The sequence below is a fragment of the Leclercia sp. Colony189 genome (assembly GCF_009740165.1).
Classification (GTDB): Bacteria; Pseudomonadota; Gammaproteobacteria; order Enterobacterales; family Enterobacteriaceae; genus Enterobacter.
In genome coordinates this window covers 2,203,696-2,225,253 of record NZ_CP046557.1, presented here as the reverse complement: position 1 = coordinate 2,225,253, position 21,558 = coordinate 2,203,696, and the positions used below count along the sequence as shown (strand labels likewise).

The following is a 21,558-nucleotide window of genomic DNA, read 5'->3' as shown; positions in this document are numbered from 1 at the left end:
ATTTACCTCATTAGCCTGACGATTAAATCAACAAGCTCATCATCTGATATAATCATGGGGTTTAGATAGGGGCTACGGGTAATTAATGGCTCGATAATGAAATACATCATCTCAAGTTTACGCGTATAGAGCGCTTGATAATAAAATGCATTAAATATCTTAAGATTATCAGCACAAAGCGCTGCTTCATGAACTAAACCATAAACGCTGAGCGAAACTGCTGTAGCTGTTACGCTTCCTTTTAGAATCAGCGATCTGGCTTGACTTAGTCGCCCGTGTACTATGGCATGAAAACTGTAGCTTTGGCAGATCGCAGTTGCTACAGAAATAGTGAGCAGCCGGTTCGTCGTGCCTGTTGTTGATAGATAAACATCAGCTTTAACAAGTTTGCGAAGGATATGTTGAATACGCCCTTCTGTTTTATTTTTAAAATGAATTTCTATATACAGTCTAATCATTTCAAAAATAACATCTCGATCTTTATATAACTGAATAAGACCAGAGATAAACCTTACATCCTCATGCTTAAGTTTCGCACATACATCCTGATAATTCTCTAAAAAGCAAGATATATAATACGATGCACGGGTTACACCACCTTCCATTTGCTTAAGAGTGGAGGTGACATTATCCTTGACGCCTGCTACCGCCTTATCCAACTTAAGAGCAAGGATTTTATCAGCTTGCACAGAAGTAATGATTGCATCATTGAAATACATACCCCTCCCATCAGTAATTTTTTATTAGCATTACAGGATGAGATATAAGCACACATAACTTGAAGGAAGTATTAATGAATTCCGAAATATTCGTAGGCCGGGTAAGGCGCAGCCGCCACCCGGCACACATATCGCACCGAAATTAATGGTGCAACATCTCCTCAACGACCTGCTCTTTATACATTTCGTTTGGATAGTAGGTTGGCCAGTTGTCCATCTCTTTTAATAACGCCTCGTGGGAGGTGTTGCCCATAAAGATATGGAAATGGCTGGACTGGCGCGGGCCGATAATATGGTCGCTGAACTGGACAAATTTCGGCGCCTGGCTGCTGGCGTCCTTACATTCAAACAGGTAGCGCACCCCTTTCTTACCGGAAGCGTAGGTCAGGATCTTGTAGCCGCTAGAGACATATTCGCAGCTGGCGACCTTTTTCCCGCGATGAAATTCCATCACATTATTTTCGATGCCGATGCTCTCTACGTCGGTGGCGTAACCGGTGCGGTAGTAGGCTTTTACCTGATCAAAAGTTTTACTCTTGTCTTTCTCCGCCTTCTTTTTGAATACCGGGTCGAGATCGCCGCTCAGCAGAAACGGATAGACCGACTGCCAGACGCCATCCCAGTTTGAGAGCGGGCGATCCTTTACATCTTTATCGTCAAACACGCCGTTAGCCGCTTTTTGTTCCGCCTCGGTCATCTGATGTCCGTGGGAATGGGCATACAGCTGGCCGCTGACCAGCAGCGCCCCCAGAGTTATTGCAAACTTACCAATATGTCCTGCCAAGATAATATCCTCACTCCGTTTAAGTGAGTGAGGATGTTATAGTATAACATTGCGCAAAACAACCCTGTTAAATTGCGACCAGACCGCGGACCCCCTCCTGCTCCATATTCTCCCCGCGCCCGCGCTGGATAATGCTTCCCCGGGACATGAGCAGATAACTGTCAGCCAGCTCGGCGGCAAAATCATAGAACTGTTCCACCAGCAGGATCGCCATATCTCCCCGGCTGGCGAGCTGGCGGATCACCTGGCCGATCTCCTTGATAACTGACGGCTGAATCCCCTCTGTCGGCTCATCCAGAATCAGCAGCTGCGGACGGCTGGCCAGCGCCCGGCCAATTGCCAGCTGTTGCTGCTGTCCGCCTGAAAGATCCCCGCCCCGACGCTGCTTCATCTCCTGTAATACCGGAAACAGCCGCCAGATCTCGTCGGGCACCTGCTTCGCCTCGCGAGCCGGAAAGCGCGATAAGCCGAGCAGCAGGTTCTCCTCCACCGTCAGGCGGGGAAAAATGTCCCGCCCCTGCGGCACATAGGCGACGCCCGCCTGCACCCGCTGGTGCGGTTTTGCCTGGGTGAGATTTTTTCCCTGCCAGAGGATCTCCCCGTTGCGCGCCGGGATCAGCCCCATCAGACACTTCAGCAGCGTAGTTTTACCTACACCGTTGCGCCCGAGCAGGCAGGTGACTTCGCCGGGCAGCGCCTCAAAGCTGACCCCGCGCAGGATATGGCTCCCGCCGTAATACTGATTGAGTTCATTAACCTTAAGCATCCGCGCTCCTTAGCGTCCAAGATAGACTTCAATCACCTGTTCGTTGGCCTGCACGTCGCGCAGCGACCCCTCCGCCAGCACCCGGCCCTGATGGAGCACCGTCACGTGATCGGCAATGGTTTCAACAAAACCCATGTCATGCTCCACCACCATCAGGGAGTGTTTACCCGCCAGGGTGCGGAACAGCTCGGCGGTATACTCTGTTTCGGCGTCGGTCATCCCCGCGGCCGGCTCATCGAGCAGCAGCAGATGCGGCTCCTGCACCAGCAGCATGCCGATCTCCAGAAACTGCTTCTGGCCGTGGGACAGCAGCCCCGCCCGGCGGTGCCGCTCCCCGCCGAGGCGCAGCAGGCTCAGCATCTCGTCGATCCGGTCCCCCTGCTCGCTGCTCAGCCGGGCGCGCAGGCTGGCCCACACCGATTTATCCCCTTTCATCGCCAGCTCAAGGTTTTCCCATACCGTCAGGGCCTCAAACACTGTTGGCTTCTGGAATTTGCGCCCGATGCCCTGGCGGGCAATGGCTATCGGGTCGAGGGTGGTGAGATCCGTTGTCTGATCGTAAATCGCCCGCCCGCTCTGGGGCCGCGTTTTACCGGTGATAACATCCATCAGGGTGGTTTTCCCGGCGCCGTTGGGACCAATCACGCAGCGCAGCTCCCCCACGCCAATATTAAGCGACAGATCGGTAAGTGCTTTAAACCCGTCAAAGCTGACGTTGATTCCCTCCAGCTGCAACACCGGGTCGGTTTGATCGCGGTAACGATCTCCGGGAAGCTGGCGGGTAAATAACGCTTCGGCTGGCTGCATTATTTATCTCCTTTGCGTAACAGGCCCGTGACCCCGCGCGGTAAAAACAGCGTGACGGCAATAAAGATCAGCCCCAGAAACAGCTGCCAGTACTCCGGCATCATCACGGTAAAGAGGCTTTTTGCGCCGTTGACCAATGCCGCGCCAATTACCGGGCCGATCAGGGTTCCGCGTCCGCCGAGGGCCACCCAGATCGCCGCTTCGATGGAGTTGGTAGGCGACATCTCGCCGGGGTTGATAATGCCCACCTGCGGAACGTAGAGCGCCCCGGCCAGTCCGCACAGCACGGCGGACAGGGTCCAGACCAGCAGTTTGAAACCGCGGGGATCGTAGCCGCAGAAGGTGAGCCGGTTTTCCGCATCCCGCACCGCCGTCAGAATGCGACCAAACTTGCTTTTCGCCAGCGCATAGCCCACCGCCAGCGAGGCGGCCAGCAGTAGCACGGTGGCAATAAACAATCCGATACGCGTGGTGGTGGCGGTCACGGAAAAGCCCAGCAGCGTGGTAAATCCGGTAAACCCGTTGTTGCCGCCAAAGCCCGTTTCATTGCGGAAGAACAGCAACATCCCGGCGAAGGTCAGCGCCTGGGTCATGATCGAAAAGTAGACCCCCTTAATCTTCGAGCGGAAGGCAAACCAGCCGAACAGCAGCGCCAGCAGGCCCGGAACCAGCACAATCAGCACCAGCGCCCAGGCGAAATGTTGGGTGCCCCACCAGTACCAGGGCAATTCGCTCCAGGAGAGGAACGACATAAACGCCGGTAATCCGTCGCCTGCGGCCTGACGCATCAGGTACATTCCCATGGCGTAGCCGCCGAGGGCAAAAAAGAGACCGTGGCCGAGCGAGAGCATCCCGGCGTAGCCCCACACCAGATCAAGGGCCACGGCGACAACGGCGTAACAGAGAATTTTGCCTACCAGGGTCAGCATCCAGGTCGAAACGGCCAGCGGATGGCTGGCGGGCAGCAGCGCCAGAAACGGCAGCACCAGCAGTGCCGCCAGAATCACGGCGCCGAGTATCGGTACGCTGCGCGGCGCCTTGCGCGCCAGCGTTAAGGTCAGTGGCTGGCTCATCAGTCAATTACCCTCCCTTTCAGTGCAAATAACCCCTGCGGGCGCTTCTGAATAAACAGAACGATCGCCACCAGAATCACGATTTTGCCGAGCACGGCACCCATCTGCGGCTCAAGGATCTTGTTGAAAATCCCCAATCCAAAGGCGGCCGCCACGCTGCCAGCCAGTTGACCCACACCGCCGAGTACCACCACGAGGAAGGAGTCAATAATGTAGCCCTGACCCAGCTCCGGCCCGACGTTCCCCAGTTGCGACAGCGCCACGCCGCCGAGCCCGGCAATCCCGGAGCCGAGCCCAAAAGCCAGCATATCGACGCGCCCGGTGGGCACTCCGCAGCAGGCGGCCATGCTGCGGTTCTGCGTTACCGCCCGCACGTTCAGCCCCAGACGGGTTTTGTTGAGGATGAGCCAGGTGAAAAACAGCACCAGCAGTACAAAGCCCAGCACCACCAGTCGGTTCCACGGCAGGATCAGGCCGGCATAGACCTGCACGCCGCCGGAGAGCCATGCCGGGTTCGCCACTTCGAGGTTCTGGGCCCCGAAGAGCATGCGCACCAGCTGGATCAGCATCAGGCTGATACCCCAGGTGGCGAGCAGCGTCTCCAGCGGACGGCCATACAGATGACGGATCACCGTGCGCTCAAGGGCCATACCTACCGTCGCCGTCAGCATGAACGCCACCGGCAGCGCCACCAGCGGATAAAAGGTAAGCCACTGTGGGGTAAACTGCGCCATCGCCTGCTGCACCAGCCAGGTGGCGTAAGCCCCGAGCATCAGCATCTCCCCGTGCGCCATATTGATCACCCCCAGCAAGCCATAGGTGATCGCCAGCCCGAGCGCGGCCAGCAGCAGAATGGAGCCCAGCGACAGCCCCATAAACGCCTGCCCCAGCAGGTCGCTTATCGTCTGACGATGCTGGATCTGGCGCAGGCTTTCCGCCGCGGCCTCGCGTACTTCACCATCCGGCTCCGTCTGGGCGTGGGTATAGGGCAGCAGGCGGGCCTGCACTTCCGGATCGCTCGATTCTCCCAGCAGCGTCACCGCCTGCTTGCGCACCGCGGCCTGCGGGCTGGTCAGTTGCAGACTGGCGACGGCGAGGCTCAGCACCTCCCGCACCCCATCGTCCTTTTCACTTGCCAGCTGGCGTTGTAAAAACGGCAGCATCTGCGGCTGGGGATCGCGCTGAAGCTGGCGCGCCGCCGCCAGCCTTTCGGTGACACTGTCACCTGTCAGCTGATGGGTAGCGAGCGCGGTGGCGGCCAGCACCCTCAGGCGGTTAGTCAGACGCACCGCTTTAGGTGAGCCCTGCGCCTGAGCCGCATCACCGAGGGCGATTAACCCGCCCGCCTGGCGGGTAAAAGCGTGTTTGTTGTCGTCGACAACGACATTCTCTTGCTTCAGAGCCCGCAGCAGCGGCAGCCTGGCCGGATCCGGCGCGGCGGCCCACTGCTCCAGCAGAACGGCCTGCTGGCTGCGGCTGGCGGCAACAAAGTTATCGGCGTCCGTTGCCTGCGCCATCCCTGGCAGCAGTCCGGCAAGCCATACGAGAGCGAAGATCGTGCGCATGACGTTCATGGCTTTACCTCTCTGATCCGGATTCAGTTGCTGGCGGTTTTAATCGGCGTATCGGGTTTTTTGTCGTTTCCGGCGATGAACGGGCTCCACGGCTGGGCGCGTACCGGCGCTTCGGTCTGCCACACCACGTTAAACTGGCCATTGCCTTCGATTTCACCGATCATCACCGGCTTATGCAGATGGTGGTTGGTGGCATCCATGGTCAGGGTGAAGCCCGACGGGGCTTTAAAGGACTGGCCCGCCATCGCCGCACGCACTTTATCCACGTCGGTGGTGCCCGCTTTTTCTACCGCCTGGGCCCACATGTGGATGCCTACGTAGGTGGCTTCCATCGGATCGTTGGTCACGACCGTATCGGCGTTTGGCAGCTTCTGCGTTTTGGCCCAGTTTTTGTACGCCGCAACGAAGGTCTGGTTGGCCGGGTTATCCACCGATTCGAAGTAGTTCCACGCCGCCAGGTTGCCCACCAGCGGTTTGGTGTCGATGCCGCGCAGCTCCTCTTCCCCCACCGAGAAGGCGACAACCGGTACCTCGGTAGCTTTTACGCCCTGGTTCGCCAGCTCTTTGTAGAACGGCACGTTGGAGTCGCCGTTGATGGTGGAGACCACCGCGGTTTTGCCAGCGGCGGAGAATTTCTTGATGCTGGCGACGATGGTCTGGTAATCACTGTGGCCGAACGGGGTGTAGACCTCTTCGATATCTTTATCCTGGACCCCTTTAGAGTGCAGGAAGGCGCGCAGAATTTTGTTGGTGGTGCGCGGGTAGACGTAGTCGGTGCCGAGCAGGAAGAAGCGCTTCGCCGCCCCGCCGTCTTCGCTCATCAGGTACTCCACCGCCGGGATAGCCTGTTGGTTAGGCGCGGCCCCGGTGTAGAAGACGTTCGGCGACATCTCTTCCCCTTCGTACTGCACCGGGTAGAACAGCAGACCGTTCAGCTCCTCAAATACCGGCAGGACCGATTTACGCGACACCGAGGTCCAGCAGCCAAACACCGCCGCCACTTTATCCTGGCTTAACAGCTGGCGAGCCTTCTCGGCAAACAGCGGCCAGTTGGAGGCGGGGTCCACCACCACCGGCTCCAGTTTTTTACCCAGCACGCCGCCTTTGGCGTTGATTTCGTCGATGGTCATCAGCGCCACGTCCTTAAGCGGCGTTTCGGAAATCGCCATCGTTCCGGAGAGGGAGTGCATGATGCCAATTTTAATGGTGTCGGCGGCCTGCACGCTGAAACTCATCCCCATGGCCACCACAGAGGCCGACAAAGCAAAAGCTTTTAACAAGGTACGACGATGCATAATTTTCACTCCTGAAAAGAAACGCTGTGCGAAATCGTCCGTTACGGCGTGGACGCAGAAAAAGCATTCAGGATGAGACAGAGCAAAAAGGATGCCAGATCGAATAGAGAGCAGAATCAGTGGGCTGGAGAGGATTTTTGAAGCAGGCGCGGATCAGAATGGCACAGCGTTGCACTTTATTAATGCAACGCTGTGAGAAGCGGTTACCAGACTTCGCTGGCGATTTGCGTGACCAGACGCACCTTGTCCCACTGCTGCGCTTCGGTCAGGGCGTTCCCCTCTTCGGTGGAGGCAAAGCCGCACTGCGGGCTGAGGCAGATCTGATCTTTCGCGACATACTTCGCCGCCTCTTCCAGACGCGCTTTCACCCCTTCCGGGTTCTCCAGCTCGCCGCTTTTGGTGGTGATCAGACCCAGCACCACCTGCTGCTTGCCCGGACGGATAAAGCGTAACGGGGCAAAATCGCCGCTGCGATCGTTGTCGTATTCCAGGAAGAAAGCATCGACGTTGACGGTACCAAACAGAATCTCGGCCACCGGCTCGTAGCCCCCTTCTGAAATCCAGGTCGAGCGGAAGTTGCCGCGGCAGACGTGCAGCCCGATGGTCAGATCGTCCGGCTTGCCCTCCAGCGCCTTGTTCAGCACACGGGCATAGGTACGCGCCAGCTGGTCCGGGTCATCGCCCCGCTCACGGATCTGACGGCGCTGATCGTCCGAGCAGAGGTAGGCCCAGACGGTGTCGTCCAGCTGTAGATTACGGCAACCCGCGTCGTAGAAGGCGTGGATAGCATCGCGCCAGGTCTGCGCCAGATCGTCGAAGTAGACCTCCAGATCCGGGTAGACCGTAGCGTCGATGACCTTACGCCCACCGCGGAAATGCAGCACGCTCGGGCTTGGGATGGTCATCTTCGGCTGGGCATTACCGCTGATGCTTTGCAGATAGCGGAAGTCGTCGAGCATCGGATGGCTGCCGAAGCCCAGTTTGCCGGTGACGCGCACGCCGTGGGCTTTGGTCTGCACGCCGTTAAACTGAATGCCTTGCTCAGATTCGTAGCGCTCCACCCCCTGCAGGCCGTCGAAGAAATCAAAGTGCCACCAGGCGCGACGAAACTCGCCGTCGGTCACCACCTGCAGGCCGCAGGCGCACTGCTGTTCAACCACGTGGCGAATCGCCTCGTCTTCTACCGCACGCAGCTGCTGCGCGTTAATCTCACCGCTGGCGAACTGGATCCGCGCCTGCTTGATGGCGTCGGGACGTAAGAAGCTGCCTACCACATCGGCACGGTACGGGGCGTGTTGTCGCTGCATGATTTTCTCCTTTAACTGCCGCCAGGTAGTTGCCGACAGTGATAATTCATCTCATGAATTTTTAGCCTTCTGGACGGCTAAATGTCTAAAAAAGATGTCACAGTGTCGGACTGACGGCAAACGAGAAAAATTCACTGGTGTTGAAAAAAATTCATGTTGCGGCTGATAAGCAAAAAAAACCGCCAGAGACTGGCGGTAAATGCTTGCATGGATAGATTTGTATTTTGCTATCTACGGACCCGGTATTCCATACCAGGCTGCGGATCGTAAATAAGCTAGCATGGGGAAGATAAATAAAGACTAAACAACGTTGCGCTATAGCTGCGGGCTGTTTGCTCTTTTAAATTGCCAGGCGCGGGATAAAAGCCAGAGAAGGGTGCAGGCAACCACCGGCACCAGCCAGTCGAGCAGGCTGGCGACGTTCCAGACCTGCCAGTCAAACCCGCCCCACCACGGCATATTGGCGCGCTTGCCGTGACCAAACAGGGCAATCCAGCGGTATTCAGCCTGAGTCTGTTCCCGGGCGACAAACCACAGCGAACCCAACGCCCCGCCCGTGCCCCACCGATTCCATTTCAGACCGCACAGACACTGGACAATAAGTGCCGCTAATGCGTGCATAAAAGGGGAAAAATCCATTACGTCTCCAGCCACTCCCGTTGTGCATTGTTTTCCAGTTTAATCTTTTACCTTTAGACAACATAGCTGTGCACGCTTTACATAAAAAACCGCCCGAAGGCGGTTATTAAATTTTTATAGCGGTCTCCTGGTGATATCAGGGTCATCCTCGACCAGCGGGTCATTCACATCAGGTGTGTCAGGAATATCATCATCAGGAAGCGGTTCATCATCAGGAAGAGGATCAACGTAATCTGGACGATCGGTCATAAAACCTCCGTCAAACTTGGTTATGAGAGTCTACTTAGACTTACCCGGTTTCTGTTTGGACTGGTCATCTTTCGGGTTCTTTTGAGACTGCTTAGATTGATCTCTGTTTGAACCTTGCTCATTGGATTTCATTTTGAACTCCTGTTGGCATATGCGGCAAATCGCCACCTTTAAAATATAAGGCATGCTTATGGTTATATCGAGCGAGGCGGGAGGATAAACAGAAGGTTCAACTGAGCTGGCAGATGCATCTTTCAGGTGAAAAAGCCGGGCACTGCGCCCGGTTCTGTTTTCAGCCTGAAAAAGCGCTTACGCACTCAACCCGCGATTCCCCACCACTGTTCAATCTGCGGATCGTGCCCCCGCCACTGGCGATAAAGTTCAGCTAAATCAGTACGATTCCCGCGGGACAAAGTCGCCCTACGGAATCACAAGCATATTGCTTACCTTCAGACGTTGTCCGGGTGCTGCGTTGCGCTATGCGCTTATAGTCCCAGGTATGGGGATTTCAGATGCGAAAAAGCCCCGGCTAAATGCCGGGGATTAAAGGGGTTGGCCTGACCTCGCGGATAATTCCAACTTACCGCCGTCCATTGGCGACGAGGCCAGTGGCGCGGGATGTTATAGATAACAGTTAATTGGAAATTAGCTCTTAGTGCTCATATTGGTGGTGGTAATGGATCACTGATTACTTTTGCCTCACCGTTGTCGCAAATATCATCGCCCTGGGTCAGATTCCAGATACGAGTAATGATTTGGCCCATTTCCAGACCTTCGGTTTCACCATGGGTATAATAGTCGCCAGCGGGTCAATATCGTGGGCTATCGCGAATCATAACGACGACTGGGTGTAAGTGGACAAAAAACCGGGCATCGCGCCCGGTTCTGTTTGTAGCCTGAAAAATCCCTTACGCACTCAACCCGCGATTAACCAGCATCGGCTCGATCTGCGGATCGTGCCCGCGCCACGCGCGATAAAGTTCAGCTAAATCAGTACTATTCCCACGCGACAAAATCGCCTCGCGGAATTTCTGCCCGTTTTCGCGGGTCAGTCCACCCTCTTCCACGAACCACTGATAGCCGTCATCGGCCAGCATTTGGGTCCAGAGATAAGCGTAATAGCCCGCCGCGTAGCCGCCGCCGAAGATATGGGCGAAATAGCTGCTGCGATAGCGCGGCGGCACGGCCGGGAGATCCAGCTGTTCGCGTTCCAGCGCCGTGGCTTCGAACGCCTCCACATCTGCTGGCGCTTCGCTGGCGGTTATTCCGTGCCAGTTCATGTCCAGCAGCGCGGCGCTGAGCAGCTCGGTCATGTCATAGCCTTTATTAAACTGGGTTGCGCTGACCATTTTCTCCCGCAGGGCGTCGGGCATCGGCTCCCCGGTTTCGTAATGGCGGGCATAGTGGGCAAAGACCTCGGGGTGGCTGGCCCAGTGTTCGTTTATTTGCGACGGGAACTCTACGAAATCCCGCGGCGTATTAGTGCCAGAGAGCGTGGCGTAACGCTGGCTGGCAAACAAACCGTGCAGGGTGTGGCCAAATTCGTGGAACAGGGTGATCACATCATCCCACGAGATTAGCGCTGGCTGGCCTTCAGCTGGTTTTTGATAGTTGCAGACGTTGTAGATTACCGGCCGCGACCCGGCTTCATGGGATTGCTCGATAAAGTTACCCATCCACGCCCCGCCGCCTTTCGAGTCGCGGGCGAAGAAGTCACCGTAAAAGAGCGCCATCCCTTCTCCGTGGTGATCGAAGATCTCCCAGACTCTCACGTCAGGGTGGTAGACAGGGATATCCCTGCGCTCGGCAAACGTAATGCCGAAAAGGCGGGTCGCCGCCCAGAAGACGCCGTCTGTCAGCACCGTATTGAGGGCAAAATAGGGTTTGACCTGCGACTCGTCCAGGGCGTACTTCGCCAGGCGCACACGTTCGGCATAGAAGGCCCAGTCCCAGGCCTGAACCTGAAAATGGCCCTGCTCTTCATCAATCACTTTCTGAATGTCGGCCTGCTCCTGCAGGGCGCGACCGCGCGCGGCAGGAACGATACCCCGCATAAACTGCAGCGCGGCGCCGGGGGTTTTCGCCATCTGATCGGCAATTTTCCAGCTGGCGTAGCTACCATAGCCCAGCAGTTCAGCCTGACGCGCCCGGAGCGCCACCAGTCGTGCGACCACCCCGCGGGTATCGTTGGCATCATTTTTTTGCGTGCGCAGCCAGCCCGCTTTGAAGAGGTTTTCTCTGGTCTGACGATCGCGTAGCTGTTGCAGAGCCGGCTGTTGCGTGGTGTTCAGCAGCGGAATGAGCCAGCGATCGCTGAGTCCCTTCTCCGCTGCGGCCTCGGCAGCCGCGGCCTGTTCCGCCGGGCTCAGGCCATCCAGTTGATGCTGATAATCCACCACCAGCCCACCCGCCTTGTCTGCCGCCAGCAGACGCTGGTTAAACTGGCTGGTCAGGCTGGCTGATTCGGTATTGAGCGTTTTAAGCTCCTGCTTTTGCGCCTCCTCCAGCCGGGCCCCGGCCAGAATAAAGCGCTGATGAAGCACCTCAATCAGCCGCAGGGACTCGGCATCCGGCGCCATCGCCTGGCGGTCATTATAGATGGCATCCACCCGGGCAAAGAGCGCGTCATTCAGCCAGATATCGTTAGAGAGCGCCGCCAGTTCGGTTGAGATCGCCTCTTCCAGTTGCTGCAGATAATCATTGGTGTGCGCCGAAGTCATGGCAAAGAAGACGCTGCTTACCCGGCTCAGCAGCTCGCCGCTTTTCTCCAGCGCCAGTACGGTATTGGCAAAATCGGGGGCGTCTGCGGAACCGGCAATCGCCGCGATCTCCCTGCGCTTCTGACGAATGGCTTCGTCAAAGGCCGGACGATAGTGTTCCTCGCGGATCAGATCAAAATGTGGCGCCTGGTACGGCAGCAGGCTGCTTGTGAAAAACGGATTAGTGCCAGACATAACAGACTCCTGAATAAGGTGAATTTCACCAGAGTAGGCCAGCCCGGCATGGGCTGCAATCTCTGTGGCCTTGAGGGCACGAAAAGTAACCTTACTCTGCGTCAGATCACATGCTATGGTAGTACTACACAAAAAGCGTTGAGGAACAGTGACATGATTATTTTAGTTACCGGGGCGACAGCAGGATTTGGTGAAAGCATTACGCGTCGCTTCGTCGCAAACGGCCATAAAGTGATTGCCACAGGCCGCCGTCAGGAGCGTCTGCAGGAGCTGAAAGAGGAGCTGGGCGACAGCATTCTGACCGCCCAGCTTGACGTGCGTAACCGTGCATCCATAGAAGAGATGATTGCCAATCTGCCGGCACAATGGCGTGACATCGACGTACTGGTCAACAACGCCGGGCTGGCGCTGGGTCTTGAGCCTGCGCACAAAGCCAGTGTGGAAGACTGGGAAACGATGATCGACACCAACAACAAAGGCCTGATCTATATGACCCGCGCCGTGCTGCCTGGCATGGTGGAGCGCAACCGTGGTCACGTGATCAACATCGGCTCGACCGCCGGTAGCTGGCCTTATGCGGGCGGCAACGTCTATGGCGCGACCAAAGCCTTTGTACGTCAGTTCAGCCTGAACCTGCGCACCGATCTGCACGGCACCGCTATCCGCGTGACGGATATCGAGCCGGGTCTGGTCGGCGGAACGGAGTTCTCCAACGTTCGCTTTAAAGGCGATGATGACAAAGCCGGTAAAACCTACGAAAACACCACCGCCCTCACCCCGGATGATGTCACCGAAGCCGTCTGGTGGGTGGCGACGTTGCCGAAGCACGTCAACATCAACACCGTTGAAATGATGCCGGTGACGCAGAGCTTTGCTGGCCTGAGCGTTCATCGCGGATGATCTTTCCCCGCCCGGCTTGCGGGCCGGGTCTGGGATACCGGGTAAAAGAATGGTAGTATTTCCGGGTTAACCCTCTGAGAAATCACATCGAATGGCCGCTGAATCGCAACTTAATCCGACACAACCCGTAAATCAGCAAATTTATCGTATTTTGCGCAGCGATATTGTGCATTGCCTGATCCCGCCGGGCACCCCTTTATCAGAAAAAGAGGTGTCGGTACGCTTTGATGTCTCCCGTCAGCCGGTTCGCGAAGCCTTTATCAAGCTGGCGGAAAATGGCCTGATTCAGATCCGCCCCCAGCGCGGCAGTTACGTTAACAAGATCTCCCTCAGTCAGGTACAGAACGGCTGTTTTGTCCGCCAGGCCATCGAGTGCGCCGTGGTCCGTCGTGCGGCAAGCCTGGTCGACGATCATCAGTGCTATCAGCTGGAGCAGAATCTGCATCAGCAGCGTATCGCCATTGAACGTAAACAGCTGAATGACTTCTTCCTGCTCGACGACGAATTTCATCAGAAGCTGGCGCAAATTGCTGGCTGTCAGCTGGCGTGGGATACCATCGAGAACATCAAGGCGACCATGGACCGGGTGCGTTACATGAGCCTTAATCACGTATCACCGCCAGAGATGCTGCTGCGCCAGCATCTGGATATTTTCCATGCCCTGGAAAAGCGTGACGCCGATGCGGTAGAAAAAGCGATGACCCTGCATCTGCAGGAAATTGGCGAGTCAGTGCAGTTAATTCGTCAGGAAAATAGTGACTGGTTTAGCGAAGAGTAACCAAAACGAATGCCGCCATAGCGGCGGCATTCGGCATAATAATTAGCCCGCGATATAGTGGGCCACAGCGGCTTTCGCCCCCTTCTCCAGCAACATTTGATACGCCCCGGTTACCGCCTCGACAAAAGTCGCATCCTGCGGCAGTTCATTACCAAAGATCGCCTCAATACCCATCAGCGCCTTCACGCAGGATACCCCTTCAGCACTGCTGTTTACCGCCGCCTGGATCACCGGCAACAGCGGATCGCACACCTCGATGGCTTCGCCGCGCTCATCCACGCCGCCGACATAGCGCATCCAGCCGGCAATACCCAGCGCCAGTAGCGGGAATGGTTTCTGGTGCACACGGTGCCAGCGCACTGAATCAAGCATACGCTGCGGCAGCTTCTGGCTGCCATCCATCGCGATCTGCCAGGTCCGGTGGCGCAGCGCCGGGTTACTGTAACGGTCGATCAGCAGATCGGCATAACGCTCCAGGTCTACACCGGTCACTTTCAGCGTCGGCGCCTGCTCGTTTAACATCAGCGCACGGGCGGCGCGCTTGTAGTTCGCATCCTCCATGCAGTCGTTGATGTGTTGATAGCCCGTCAGATAGCCCAGATACGCCAGGAAGGAGTGGCTGCCGTTCAGCATGCGCAGCTTCATCTCTTCAAACGGAATAACATCCGCCACCAGTTCGGCCCCGGCTTTTTCCCACGCCGGACGACCCGCAACAAAGTTGTCTTCAATCACCCACTGGCGGAACGGCTCGCAGGCCACACCTGCCGGATCGCGCACACCGGTAATCTCTTCAATTTTATTCAGCGTGTCGGCAGTCACGGCGGGCACGATACGGTCGACCATGGTTGACGGGAAGGTGACGTTGGCTTCGATCCACTCCGCCAGCTCAGCGCTGACCGCGTGGGCATAGGCGCAGGTAACATTGCGCATGACGTGGCCGTTCTCCGGCATATTGTCGCAGGACATCACGGTGAAAGCGGGCAGCCCGGCGTTTTTACGTCGCGCCAGCGCTTCCACCACCACGCCTACAGCCGAAACAGGCTGATGAGGACTCTGCAGATCGGCTGCGATCAATGGATGATCCAGCATCAGCTGCCCGGTCGCCGGGGCGTGACAGTACCCTTTTTCAGTAATGGTTAACGAGACGATCGCCACCTGCGGTTCACAGAGGGCGGACAGCACCGCTTCAAGACCATCCACCTGGGCATGCAGCGCCTTTTTGACCACGCCCACCACTCGCGCTGTCCACGCATCAGCGGACATTTCAGCAACGGTGAAGAGATTATCCTGCGCCTTAAGATCGGCTATCTGCTGCTCGCCGCCAATCAGATTGACCTCGCAATAGCCCCAGTCACTGCCATGTTCGGCAGCGAGGATATCGGTATAAACCGCCTGATGCGCGCGGTGGAAGGCGCCAAAGCCCAGATGCACGATGCGCGTTTGCAGAGTATCCCGGTTGTAGTGAGGAAGCGTAGCTTGCGCCTGTAATAACGGATTTTTCATGATAGTACTCGTTAATGTATTTAAGCGATTAATCCGGGCCGGCTTAACTCCGTGGCCCGGCTTACTAACCCAACTAGAATGGTAGATGGCATAAAAAAAATCTCTGCCGTTAACCATACTGATTGTTGATATAGCGATATTGATTTACGTTAACTTTTCGCCATCTGGTGTGACATCAATTAAAAGTTGTGTGACAGCATTTGAATAAAAACGTAATGCTATGAACCATTGATGCGAAGGAGACAGCGGGATAGTCATTAACGCAGGCTTTGACAGGGTTAAAAAAGACTCCCCTGCGTATAACAGAGGAGTCGTCAGCAACTACGAGATGGCGCGGTGTTTACCGTTGATCTTTAGCGCAGCAGCTTTATTGTCCGCAGCATCGTCCAGCGCGCTCAGCTCGCGATCGCAGACTTCAGGCATCAGCAGGGCTGAGATCAGGCTGATGAAGGAGTAAACCATCACCATCACCACGATTGGCCACCAGGAGCCGGTCATGTTGCAGAAGATCCCCGCCAGTACCGGACCAAAACCAACTGCAATCAGACCACCCGCCTCTTTGGAAATCGCCATCCGGGTGAAGCGGTTACGGGAACCAAACATCTCGGCCATGGTGATGTTCTCCAGAGCAAAGAGCCCCAGCACCGCGAAGTTATGGATCACGATAATCGAGGTCATGATCACGCCAGGGGTGTACGATTTGTCGACAATAATCGACAGCATCGGGTAGGCCAGAATAATGGCGGAAATGCTCAGCAAAATATAAGGCAGACGACGACCAAATTTATCTGACAACCAGCCCAACAGCGGGATAGTAATAAAGCCGAGAATAGAGCTTATCATCAGGGCGTCGGTCGGGATGGCCTTATCAAACAAGAGCGTCTGGACCAGATACCCGGCGAGGAACGTCTGGATCAAGCCAGAGTTACCCGCCTGGCCGAAACGCAGACCGGTCGCCAGCCAGAATGATTTGCTTTTCAGCATCCCACCCAGGGTATTTTCTTCAACCGCAGCCTGCACAGACGCCTCGTCGGTATTAACCTGCTCAAATACCGGGCTTTCCTTGAGGTTCAAACGCAGCCAGATGGCAAAGATCATCACCACCACGCTGGCAAGGAAAGGCACACGCCATCCCCAGGCCAGCAGCTGTTCACGGTCGAGGGCAAAGAACATGGCTGCCCAGATCGCCGTGGCGCTCAGGGTCCCGCAGTTAGTCCCCATCGCCACCAGAGAAGAGATGATGCCGCGTTTCCCTTTCGGCGCATATTCCGCCAGCATCGTGCCCGCACCGGAGATCTCCGCCCCTGCGCCCAGCCCCTGGATAATACGCAGCGTCACCAGCAGCACCGGCGCGAAAATACCAATTTGCGCATAGGTCGGCAGCGCACCAATCAGCGTGGTACAGATCCCCATCATGGTGATGGTGATAAACAGCACCTTCTTGCGCCCCACGCGGTCGCCCATTTTGCCGAAAACAAAAGCGCCAATGATACGGGCAATATAGCCTGCCCCATAGGTACCCATCGCCAGAATCAGCGCCATTGCCGCGGACTGTTCAGGGAAGAAGATTTCGTGAAAGACTAAGGCCGCGCCCAGCGAATAAAGCTGGAAGTCCATGAACTCTAACGCGGTACCCAGCCATCCGGAGACGGCGGCTCTTATCAGGTCAGATGTGGATCTTTCATGTTGTACTTGAGTCATATTGGCAATCTCAAAAGGGTAAGATGCGTACCGCTAAACCGCATTCAGTATTATTATTCAGAGAACGTCAGTAATACCTTGCAGCACTGCCGCTGGTCTTTCTCAAACAGTTCAATGGCGTCTTTAACGTGGTGATACGCAAAGCGATGCGTAATGAGTTTGTCAGGGTCGATAAGCCCTTTCTCCAGCCAGTCGATGACCACCGGGAATTTATTGGCGTTCAGACGTGACGAGAATATAGAAAGCTCTTTACCGGTGATCCCCTGCTGCGCAACCTGGCTCGGCTCGCTGGAGAAGCCCATAAGCACAATGCGCGCGCCCGGCGAAGCCAGATTGACCGCTTCCTGCAAAATAGAAGGGTGGCAGGCCGCATCAATAATCAGCGTGGGTTTAATGCCCTTCTCTTCCAGCACCGCCTGCAGAGACTGGTTGCCGTTGTTAATCACCCAGTCCGCCCCGCTACGCTGGGCCATCGCCAGACGCTCGTCGATGCGATCGACCACAATGACCTGTTTCACCTTGTAGACGCCCTTCAGCGCCTGGACGGTGACCAGCCCCATCGGTCCGGCGCCGTAAATGAGCGCCACATCCTGCCCGGTCGGGCTGACGTGGCCGGTGACGTTGGCCGCGATAGTGAATGGCTCAACCATCACCGCATGTTCATCGCTGACGGCATCCGGAATGACCCAGGCATTTTTAGCGGGTACCACGGCGTATTCACTGAAGCCGCCGTCGCGATGCACACCCAGCACCACCAGCGAAGTGCAGACGTTCGGTTTGCCTACCGAGCATGGGTAGCAGTTGCCGCAGCTGATCACCGGGTCAACCGAGACGCGCTGGCCCAGGCGTGCGGTGTCGACGCCCTCGCCGACAGCATCGATGACGCCGAAGAACTCATGGCCGATCACCCGGGGATATTTGGCGAACGGATTGTGGCCGCGATAGATATGGCTGTCGGAACCGCAGATCCCGGCCAGCTTCACTTTGACGCGTACTTCGCCTGCCGCAGGGGCGGGTAGCGGACGCTCTTCGAGAGCCAGAGAATTCGGTTGTTGAATAACGATACTTTTCATTTTTTGCTCCTTTACCAGTTCCACAGCGTGCCATCTTCAAGACGTGCAACGGGCAGATAAGCGGGATCGTAGGGATATTTCGCTGCCCGTTTTTCATCAAACTCAATGCCCAGGCCCGGCTTATCGCCCGGATGCATATAGCCGTCTTCAAAGGTCCAGTTGGTGTTAAAGACCTCCAGCATCTGCTCGGAATAGCCCATGTACTCTTGTACGCCAAAGTTGGGTACCCACAGGTCGAAGTGCAGCGCCGCCGCGTGGCAAATCGGCGACAGATCGGAAGGACCGTGAGAGCCGGTGCGTACCTGATAGAGCGAGGCAAAATCGGCGATCCGACGCATTCCGGTAATACCGCCCGCATGGGTGATGGTGGTGCGGATATAGTCGATCAGCTGCTCTTCGATCAGCTGCTTGCAGTCCCAGATGCTGTTGAACACTTCGCCCACCGCAATCGGAGTGACGGTGTGCTGACGAATCAGACGGAAGCACTCCTGGTTCTCTGCCGGGGTTGGGTCTTCCATCCAGAACATGCGGTACTGCTCAATGCTCTTACCGAAACGCGCGGCTTCGATCGGCGTCAGGCGGTGGTGCATGTCGTGCAGCAGATGTTCATTAAAACCATATTTGTTGCGCACGGCGTCAAACAGTTTTGGCGTAAAATCGAGGTACTTTTCTGTTGACCAGAGCTGCTCTTCCGGCCAGTTGCCTTTGGTGGCGGGTTCATACGCCAGCCCCTTCCCTTTTGACATGCCGTAGGTGGTTTTCATTCCCGGCACGCCGCACTGTACGCGGATGGCCTTGAATCCCATCTCTTTATGGCGGGCGTAATCTTCCAGTACATCATCAATGGTGTGACCGGTGGTATGGCAATAGACCATCACCCCTTCACGGGAGGCGCCGCCCAGCAGCTGATACAGCGGCATATTGGCGGCTTTGGCTTTGATGTCCCACAGCGCCATGTCGATGGCTGAAATCGCCGACATGGTGACCGGACCGCGACGCCAGTACGCGCCTTTATAGAAGAACTGCCAGATATCTTCGATACGATGGGCATCCCGGCCAATCAGCTGCGGACAGAGATGATCTTTCAGATATGACGCGACAGAAAGCTCGCGGCCATTGAGGGTAGCGTCACCCAGGCCGACAATCCCCTCGTCGGTGGTAATTTTCAGCGTGACAAAGTTACGCCCTGGACAGGTGACAAATACTTCAGCCCCTACAATCTTCATTTTCCGGTTCCTTACATCTTTTACTGTGATGCCGGAAATCTACGCAATTACCCTACTACCATACAAGTATAAAGATCAAAAAACCGTCGCTGGATCACATATTGGGCGCTCATGCGCGCCCCCAACCTGCCACGATAATGAGCATGCCGCACAGCGCCACCAGCGCCCCAACCCAGTCGTAGAGGCTTAGTTTTACGCCATCGACCACCCGCAACCACAACAGCGCTGTGCAGACATAGACGCCGCCATAAGCGGCATAGACGCGCCCGCTTGCTGCGGGGTGCAGGGTGAGTAACCAGACAAACAGCACCAAGGCAGCGCCCGCGGGAATCAACAGCAGCACCGAGGCGCCTTTCTTCAGCCAGAGCCACGGCAGAAAACAGCCGAGAATTTCGCAGAGCGCGGTGGCAAAAAAGAGCAAAGTTGTTTTAAACATATTTAACGTTGTCTGATGTGTGATGAGGTATCATACCCGAATGTGAAAGGAACCCTTCCACACGCCTGATGTGGGTATGCCCTCAAAATGGACTGATGTAAAAACTCCGGTGGAGTCGTCGAACGTCCACCGTCTACAAGGAAATCGCTATGCGTAAAATGAGCACACGCCTCTGCCTGGCTGCCCTGCTGGCTGCTGTTTTCATCGCGCCAGTATCCGCCAACACCAGCAAACTGATTATTGAATCCGGCGACAGCGCCCAGAGCCGTCAAAATGCCGCCATGGATAAAGAGCAGTGGAACGATACCCGCAGCCTGCGCCATAAGGTGAACAGCCGCGTGGAAAAAGAGTGGGATAAAGAGGATGTCGCTTTTGACGCCCGGGATAAATGCCAGCAGAGCGCCAATGTGAACGCCTACTGGGAGCCCAACACCCTGCGCTGCCTTGACCGCCGCACTGGCCGCGCCCTGGCCCCCTGATTCTGCCTGAAAGCACCGCGCAGCCTCCTGCGCGGTGTTTAATAGTACTCAATCGTGTTTTTGATGGTGTACTTGCGCGAGACTGCCGGCTTGACGCTCTCATCGACCACTACCAGCTCGCACGCCACCGGGTTGTCGTGGCGATCGTAATCGCAGGTCTGTTTCACCTTGCCCAGCCGCTTATCATTTAGCTGGCTCACCGAGGTGTAGTCCAGTTTCTTGCGCTTGTCCGCCGCCGGTGTGGCCGTAATGGAGAGCTGCTGCTCCCCGGAGACGGTGGTTTTACCGAGTGGATAACCCTCTGCATCGTAGCGATAGTTCACTTCCATATCTTTGCCGTGGGCGCTGACGATAAAACCGTTGTCATCGGTATCCCATGAAATCCCCGATGCGGGCAGTTCCGCCAGCTGGCATTTGCCCTGCAGCCGCAGCTTTTTCTGCTGGGTTTGCGCATCCAGATAGTAGTTGGCGTCCAGCACCAGGGCGATGCTGGTGTTCGCCTCCAGATCGTGCAGCTCCAGACTGTCGAAGCAGCCCTCCGTAGAGAGCGTGCCGCTGACGCGCTTGGCCACTTCCCCTTTATCATTGAAGAGCGTCTGGCTGAAATCTTTCACCGGCCCGCGCAGGGGATCAAAATCAAATTCGTTAGAAAAGCTCGCCATCTCTGGCGTAAACGACAGCGGCGCGGCGGTGTTATCACACCCCGTCAACAGAGCCGCCAGGAGAACCATAAGCGCGTGTTTATTCACATGACCTACCAATAGCAGAAGAGGATCCCGGGCAGTGTAGCAAATACAAACGTTTACACTATCCCTGCTACTATTATAGTCACACACAGTCGTAAGGAGGCAGATATGAAACGGTTACCCTGGATTACTGCACTTTTGCTGGCGGGCATTGCCCCGGCCGCGCTGGCGGCACCCGATAACTGCGAGCGCATCAAAAGCGATATTCAGCAGCGGATCATCAATAATGGCGTGCCGGAGAGCGGTTTTATGCTGAACATTGTGCCAAACGATCAGGCCGACAAACCCGACGCCGAAGTGGTAGGCCACTGCGCCAATGACACCCTTAAAATCCTCTATACCCGCACCAGCAGCGGCAACTATCCGGTAAGCGGAGGCGGTAATCAGGCCCCTGCACCGCGCGAGCCACAGTGAATATTCCCCCCCGTTTGCGCGGGGGAATTTCGTTTGTTTTGATGTACATTAATATTACCTCCCCCTTAATGGGTAACACTCACTTTCATTAGCCCGATCGTCATCACGGCTGAAATCAGTTTTCAAACGACGAAC

Annotated in this window: 21 protein-coding genes and 1 pseudogene; 4 read left to right on the top strand and 18 right to left on the bottom strand. The window is 56.3% G+C overall.

The features are described from left to right. Positions 1–2: 2 nt before the first annotated feature. The 12 genes and pseudogenes from GNG29_RS10610 to dcp form a co-directional block, all read right to left on the bottom strand. Positions 3–719 carry a hypothetical protein gene (locus GNG29_RS10610; protein WP_156654452.1) on the bottom strand — a complete coding sequence of 239 codons (717 nt, stop codon included), beginning with the start codon at positions 717–719 and terminating at the stop codon, positions 3–5. A gap of 142 nt (positions 720–861) precedes the next feature. Beyond that, complete coding sequence (zinT, locus tag GNG29_RS10605) at positions 862–1,503, bottom strand: metal-binding protein ZinT (RefSeq protein ID WP_103179548.1); 642 nt, start codon at positions 1,501–1,503, stop codon at positions 862–864. A 67-nt stretch (positions 1,504–1,570) separates the two neighbouring features. Then, positions 1,571–2,269, bottom strand: a complete 699-nt coding sequence (urtE, locus tag GNG29_RS10600) for an urea ABC transporter ATP-binding subunit UrtE (RefSeq protein ID WP_103179547.1) — start codon at positions 2,267–2,269, stop codon at positions 1,571–1,573. A gap of 9 nt (positions 2,270–2,278) precedes the next feature. Beyond that, positions 2,279–3,076: an urea ABC transporter ATP-binding protein UrtD gene (gene urtD, locus GNG29_RS10595; RefSeq protein ID WP_156654451.1), complete on the bottom strand. Its 798-nt coding sequence runs from the start codon at positions 3,074–3,076 to the stop codon at positions 2,279–2,281. Further along, positions 3,076–4,149, bottom strand: a complete 1,074-nt coding sequence (gene urtC / locus GNG29_RS10590; RefSeq protein WP_156654450.1) for an urea ABC transporter permease subunit UrtC — start codon at positions 4,147–4,149, stop codon at positions 3,076–3,078. Before urtC ends, urtD begins: the two co-directional genes overlap by 1 nt. Then, positions 4,149–5,723: an urea ABC transporter permease subunit UrtB gene (gene urtB / locus GNG29_RS10585; RefSeq protein ID WP_156654449.1), complete on the bottom strand. Its 1,575-nt coding sequence runs from the start codon at positions 5,721–5,723 to the stop codon at positions 4,149–4,151. The genes urtC and urtB overlap by 1 nt, the downstream gene beginning before the upstream one ends. A gap of 23 nt (positions 5,724–5,746) precedes the next feature. Then, positions 5,747–7,018 carry an urea ABC transporter substrate-binding protein gene (gene urtA, locus GNG29_RS10580; RefSeq protein ID WP_103824459.1) on the bottom strand — a complete coding sequence of 424 codons (1,272 nt, stop codon included), beginning with the start codon at positions 7,016–7,018 and terminating at the stop codon, positions 5,747–5,749. A 203-nt stretch (positions 7,019–7,221) separates the two neighbouring features. Beyond that, positions 7,222–8,325: a cobalamin-independent methionine synthase II family protein gene (locus tag GNG29_RS10575; protein ID WP_103179542.1), complete on the bottom strand. Its 1,104-nt coding sequence runs from the start codon at positions 8,323–8,325 to the stop codon at positions 7,222–7,224. Between the two features lie 315 nt (positions 8,326–8,640). Further along, entirely contained in the window at positions 8,641–8,964 is a 324-nt protein-coding gene (locus GNG29_RS10570; protein ID WP_103179541.1) for a hypothetical protein, read from the bottom strand. Positions 8,965–9,078: 114 nt separating this feature from the next. After that, on the bottom strand, positions 9,079–9,213 hold the full coding sequence (locus GNG29_RS23315; RefSeq protein WP_231736623.1) for a hypothetical protein: 135 nt from the start codon (positions 9,211–9,213) through the stop codon (positions 9,079–9,081). A gap of 309 nt (positions 9,214–9,522) precedes the next feature. After that, a pseudogene (locus tag GNG29_RS23520) lies at positions 9,523–9,641 on the bottom strand (hypothetical protein); the annotation flags it as partial. A 480-nt stretch (positions 9,642–10,121) separates the two neighbouring features. Then, a complete protein-coding gene (gene dcp / locus GNG29_RS10565) occupies positions 10,122–12,167 on the bottom strand; it encodes a peptidyl-dipeptidase Dcp (RefSeq protein ID WP_156654448.1) in 2,046 nt (681 codons plus the stop codon). 153 nt (positions 12,168–12,320) lie between these two features. Here dcp and ydfG point away from each other — a divergent pair, with 153 nt between their 5' ends. Together ydfG and GNG29_RS10555 are read left to right on the top strand one after the other, a co-directional pair. Next, positions 12,321–13,067, top strand: coding sequence for a bifunctional NADP-dependent 3-hydroxy acid dehydrogenase/3-hydroxypropionate dehydrogenase YdfG (ydfG, locus tag GNG29_RS10560; protein ID WP_103179539.1), 747 nt, complete (start codon positions 12,321–12,323; stop codon positions 13,065–13,067). Positions 13,068–13,158: 91 nt separating this feature from the next. Further along, the gene (locus tag GNG29_RS10555) at positions 13,159–13,845 is read left to right on the top strand and encodes a GntR family transcriptional regulator (RefSeq protein WP_103824467.1); all 687 of its coding nucleotides are present in this window, start codon (positions 13,159–13,161) and stop codon (positions 13,843–13,845) included. Between the two features lie 42 nt (positions 13,846–13,887). On the opposite strand, the gene GNG29_RS10550 is transcribed toward GNG29_RS10555, so the two are convergent. The 5 genes from GNG29_RS10550 to GNG29_RS10530 all read right to left on the bottom strand — a co-directional run bounded on the left by GNG29_RS10550 (position 13,888) and on the right by GNG29_RS10530 (position 19,784). Then, positions 13,888–15,348, bottom strand: a complete 1,461-nt coding sequence (locus tag GNG29_RS10550) for a mannitol dehydrogenase family protein (protein ID WP_156654447.1) — start codon at positions 15,346–15,348, stop codon at positions 13,888–13,890. 321 nt (positions 15,349–15,669) lie between these two features. Beyond that, positions 15,670–17,049: an MFS transporter gene (locus GNG29_RS10545; RefSeq protein ID WP_156654446.1), complete on the bottom strand. Its 1,380-nt coding sequence runs from the start codon at positions 17,047–17,049 to the stop codon at positions 15,670–15,672. A gap of 53 nt (positions 17,050–17,102) precedes the next feature. Further along, positions 17,103–18,122, bottom strand: coding sequence for a Zn-dependent oxidoreductase (locus GNG29_RS10540; protein ID WP_156654445.1), 1,020 nt, complete (start codon positions 18,120–18,122; stop codon positions 17,103–17,105). 11 nt (positions 18,123–18,133) lie between these two features. Further along, the gene (gene manD / locus GNG29_RS10535; protein ID WP_103179481.1) at positions 18,134–19,348 is read right to left on the bottom strand and encodes a D-mannonate dehydratase ManD; all 1,215 of its coding nucleotides are present in this window, start codon (positions 19,346–19,348) and stop codon (positions 18,134–18,136) included. Between the two features lie 109 nt (positions 19,349–19,457). After that, a complete protein-coding gene (locus tag GNG29_RS10530) occupies positions 19,458–19,784 on the bottom strand; it encodes a YnfA family protein (protein WP_103179480.1) in 327 nt (108 codons plus the stop codon). A gap of 149 nt (positions 19,785–19,933) precedes the next feature. On the opposite strand from GNG29_RS10530, the gene GNG29_RS10525 reads away from it, so the two are divergent. Continuing rightward, on the top strand, positions 19,934–20,263 hold the full coding sequence (locus GNG29_RS10525; RefSeq protein ID WP_103179479.1) for a DUF1283 family protein: 330 nt from the start codon (positions 19,934–19,936) through the stop codon (positions 20,261–20,263). A 38-nt stretch (positions 20,264–20,301) separates the two neighbouring features. Here the strand turns inward: GNG29_RS10525 and GNG29_RS10520 are convergent, their stop codons facing one another. After that, positions 20,302–21,012 (bottom strand): YnfC family lipoprotein, encoded by a 711-nt coding sequence (locus tag GNG29_RS10520; RefSeq protein WP_156654444.1) that lies wholly within the window; start codon positions 21,010–21,012, stop codon positions 20,302–20,304. A 105-nt stretch (positions 21,013–21,117) separates the two neighbouring features. On the opposite strand from GNG29_RS10520, the gene GNG29_RS10515 reads away from it, so the two are divergent. Beyond that, a complete protein-coding gene (locus GNG29_RS10515) occupies positions 21,118–21,423 on the top strand; it encodes a DUF1161 domain-containing protein (RefSeq protein WP_103824474.1) in 306 nt (101 codons plus the stop codon). Positions 21,424–21,558: the final 135 nt, after the last annotated feature.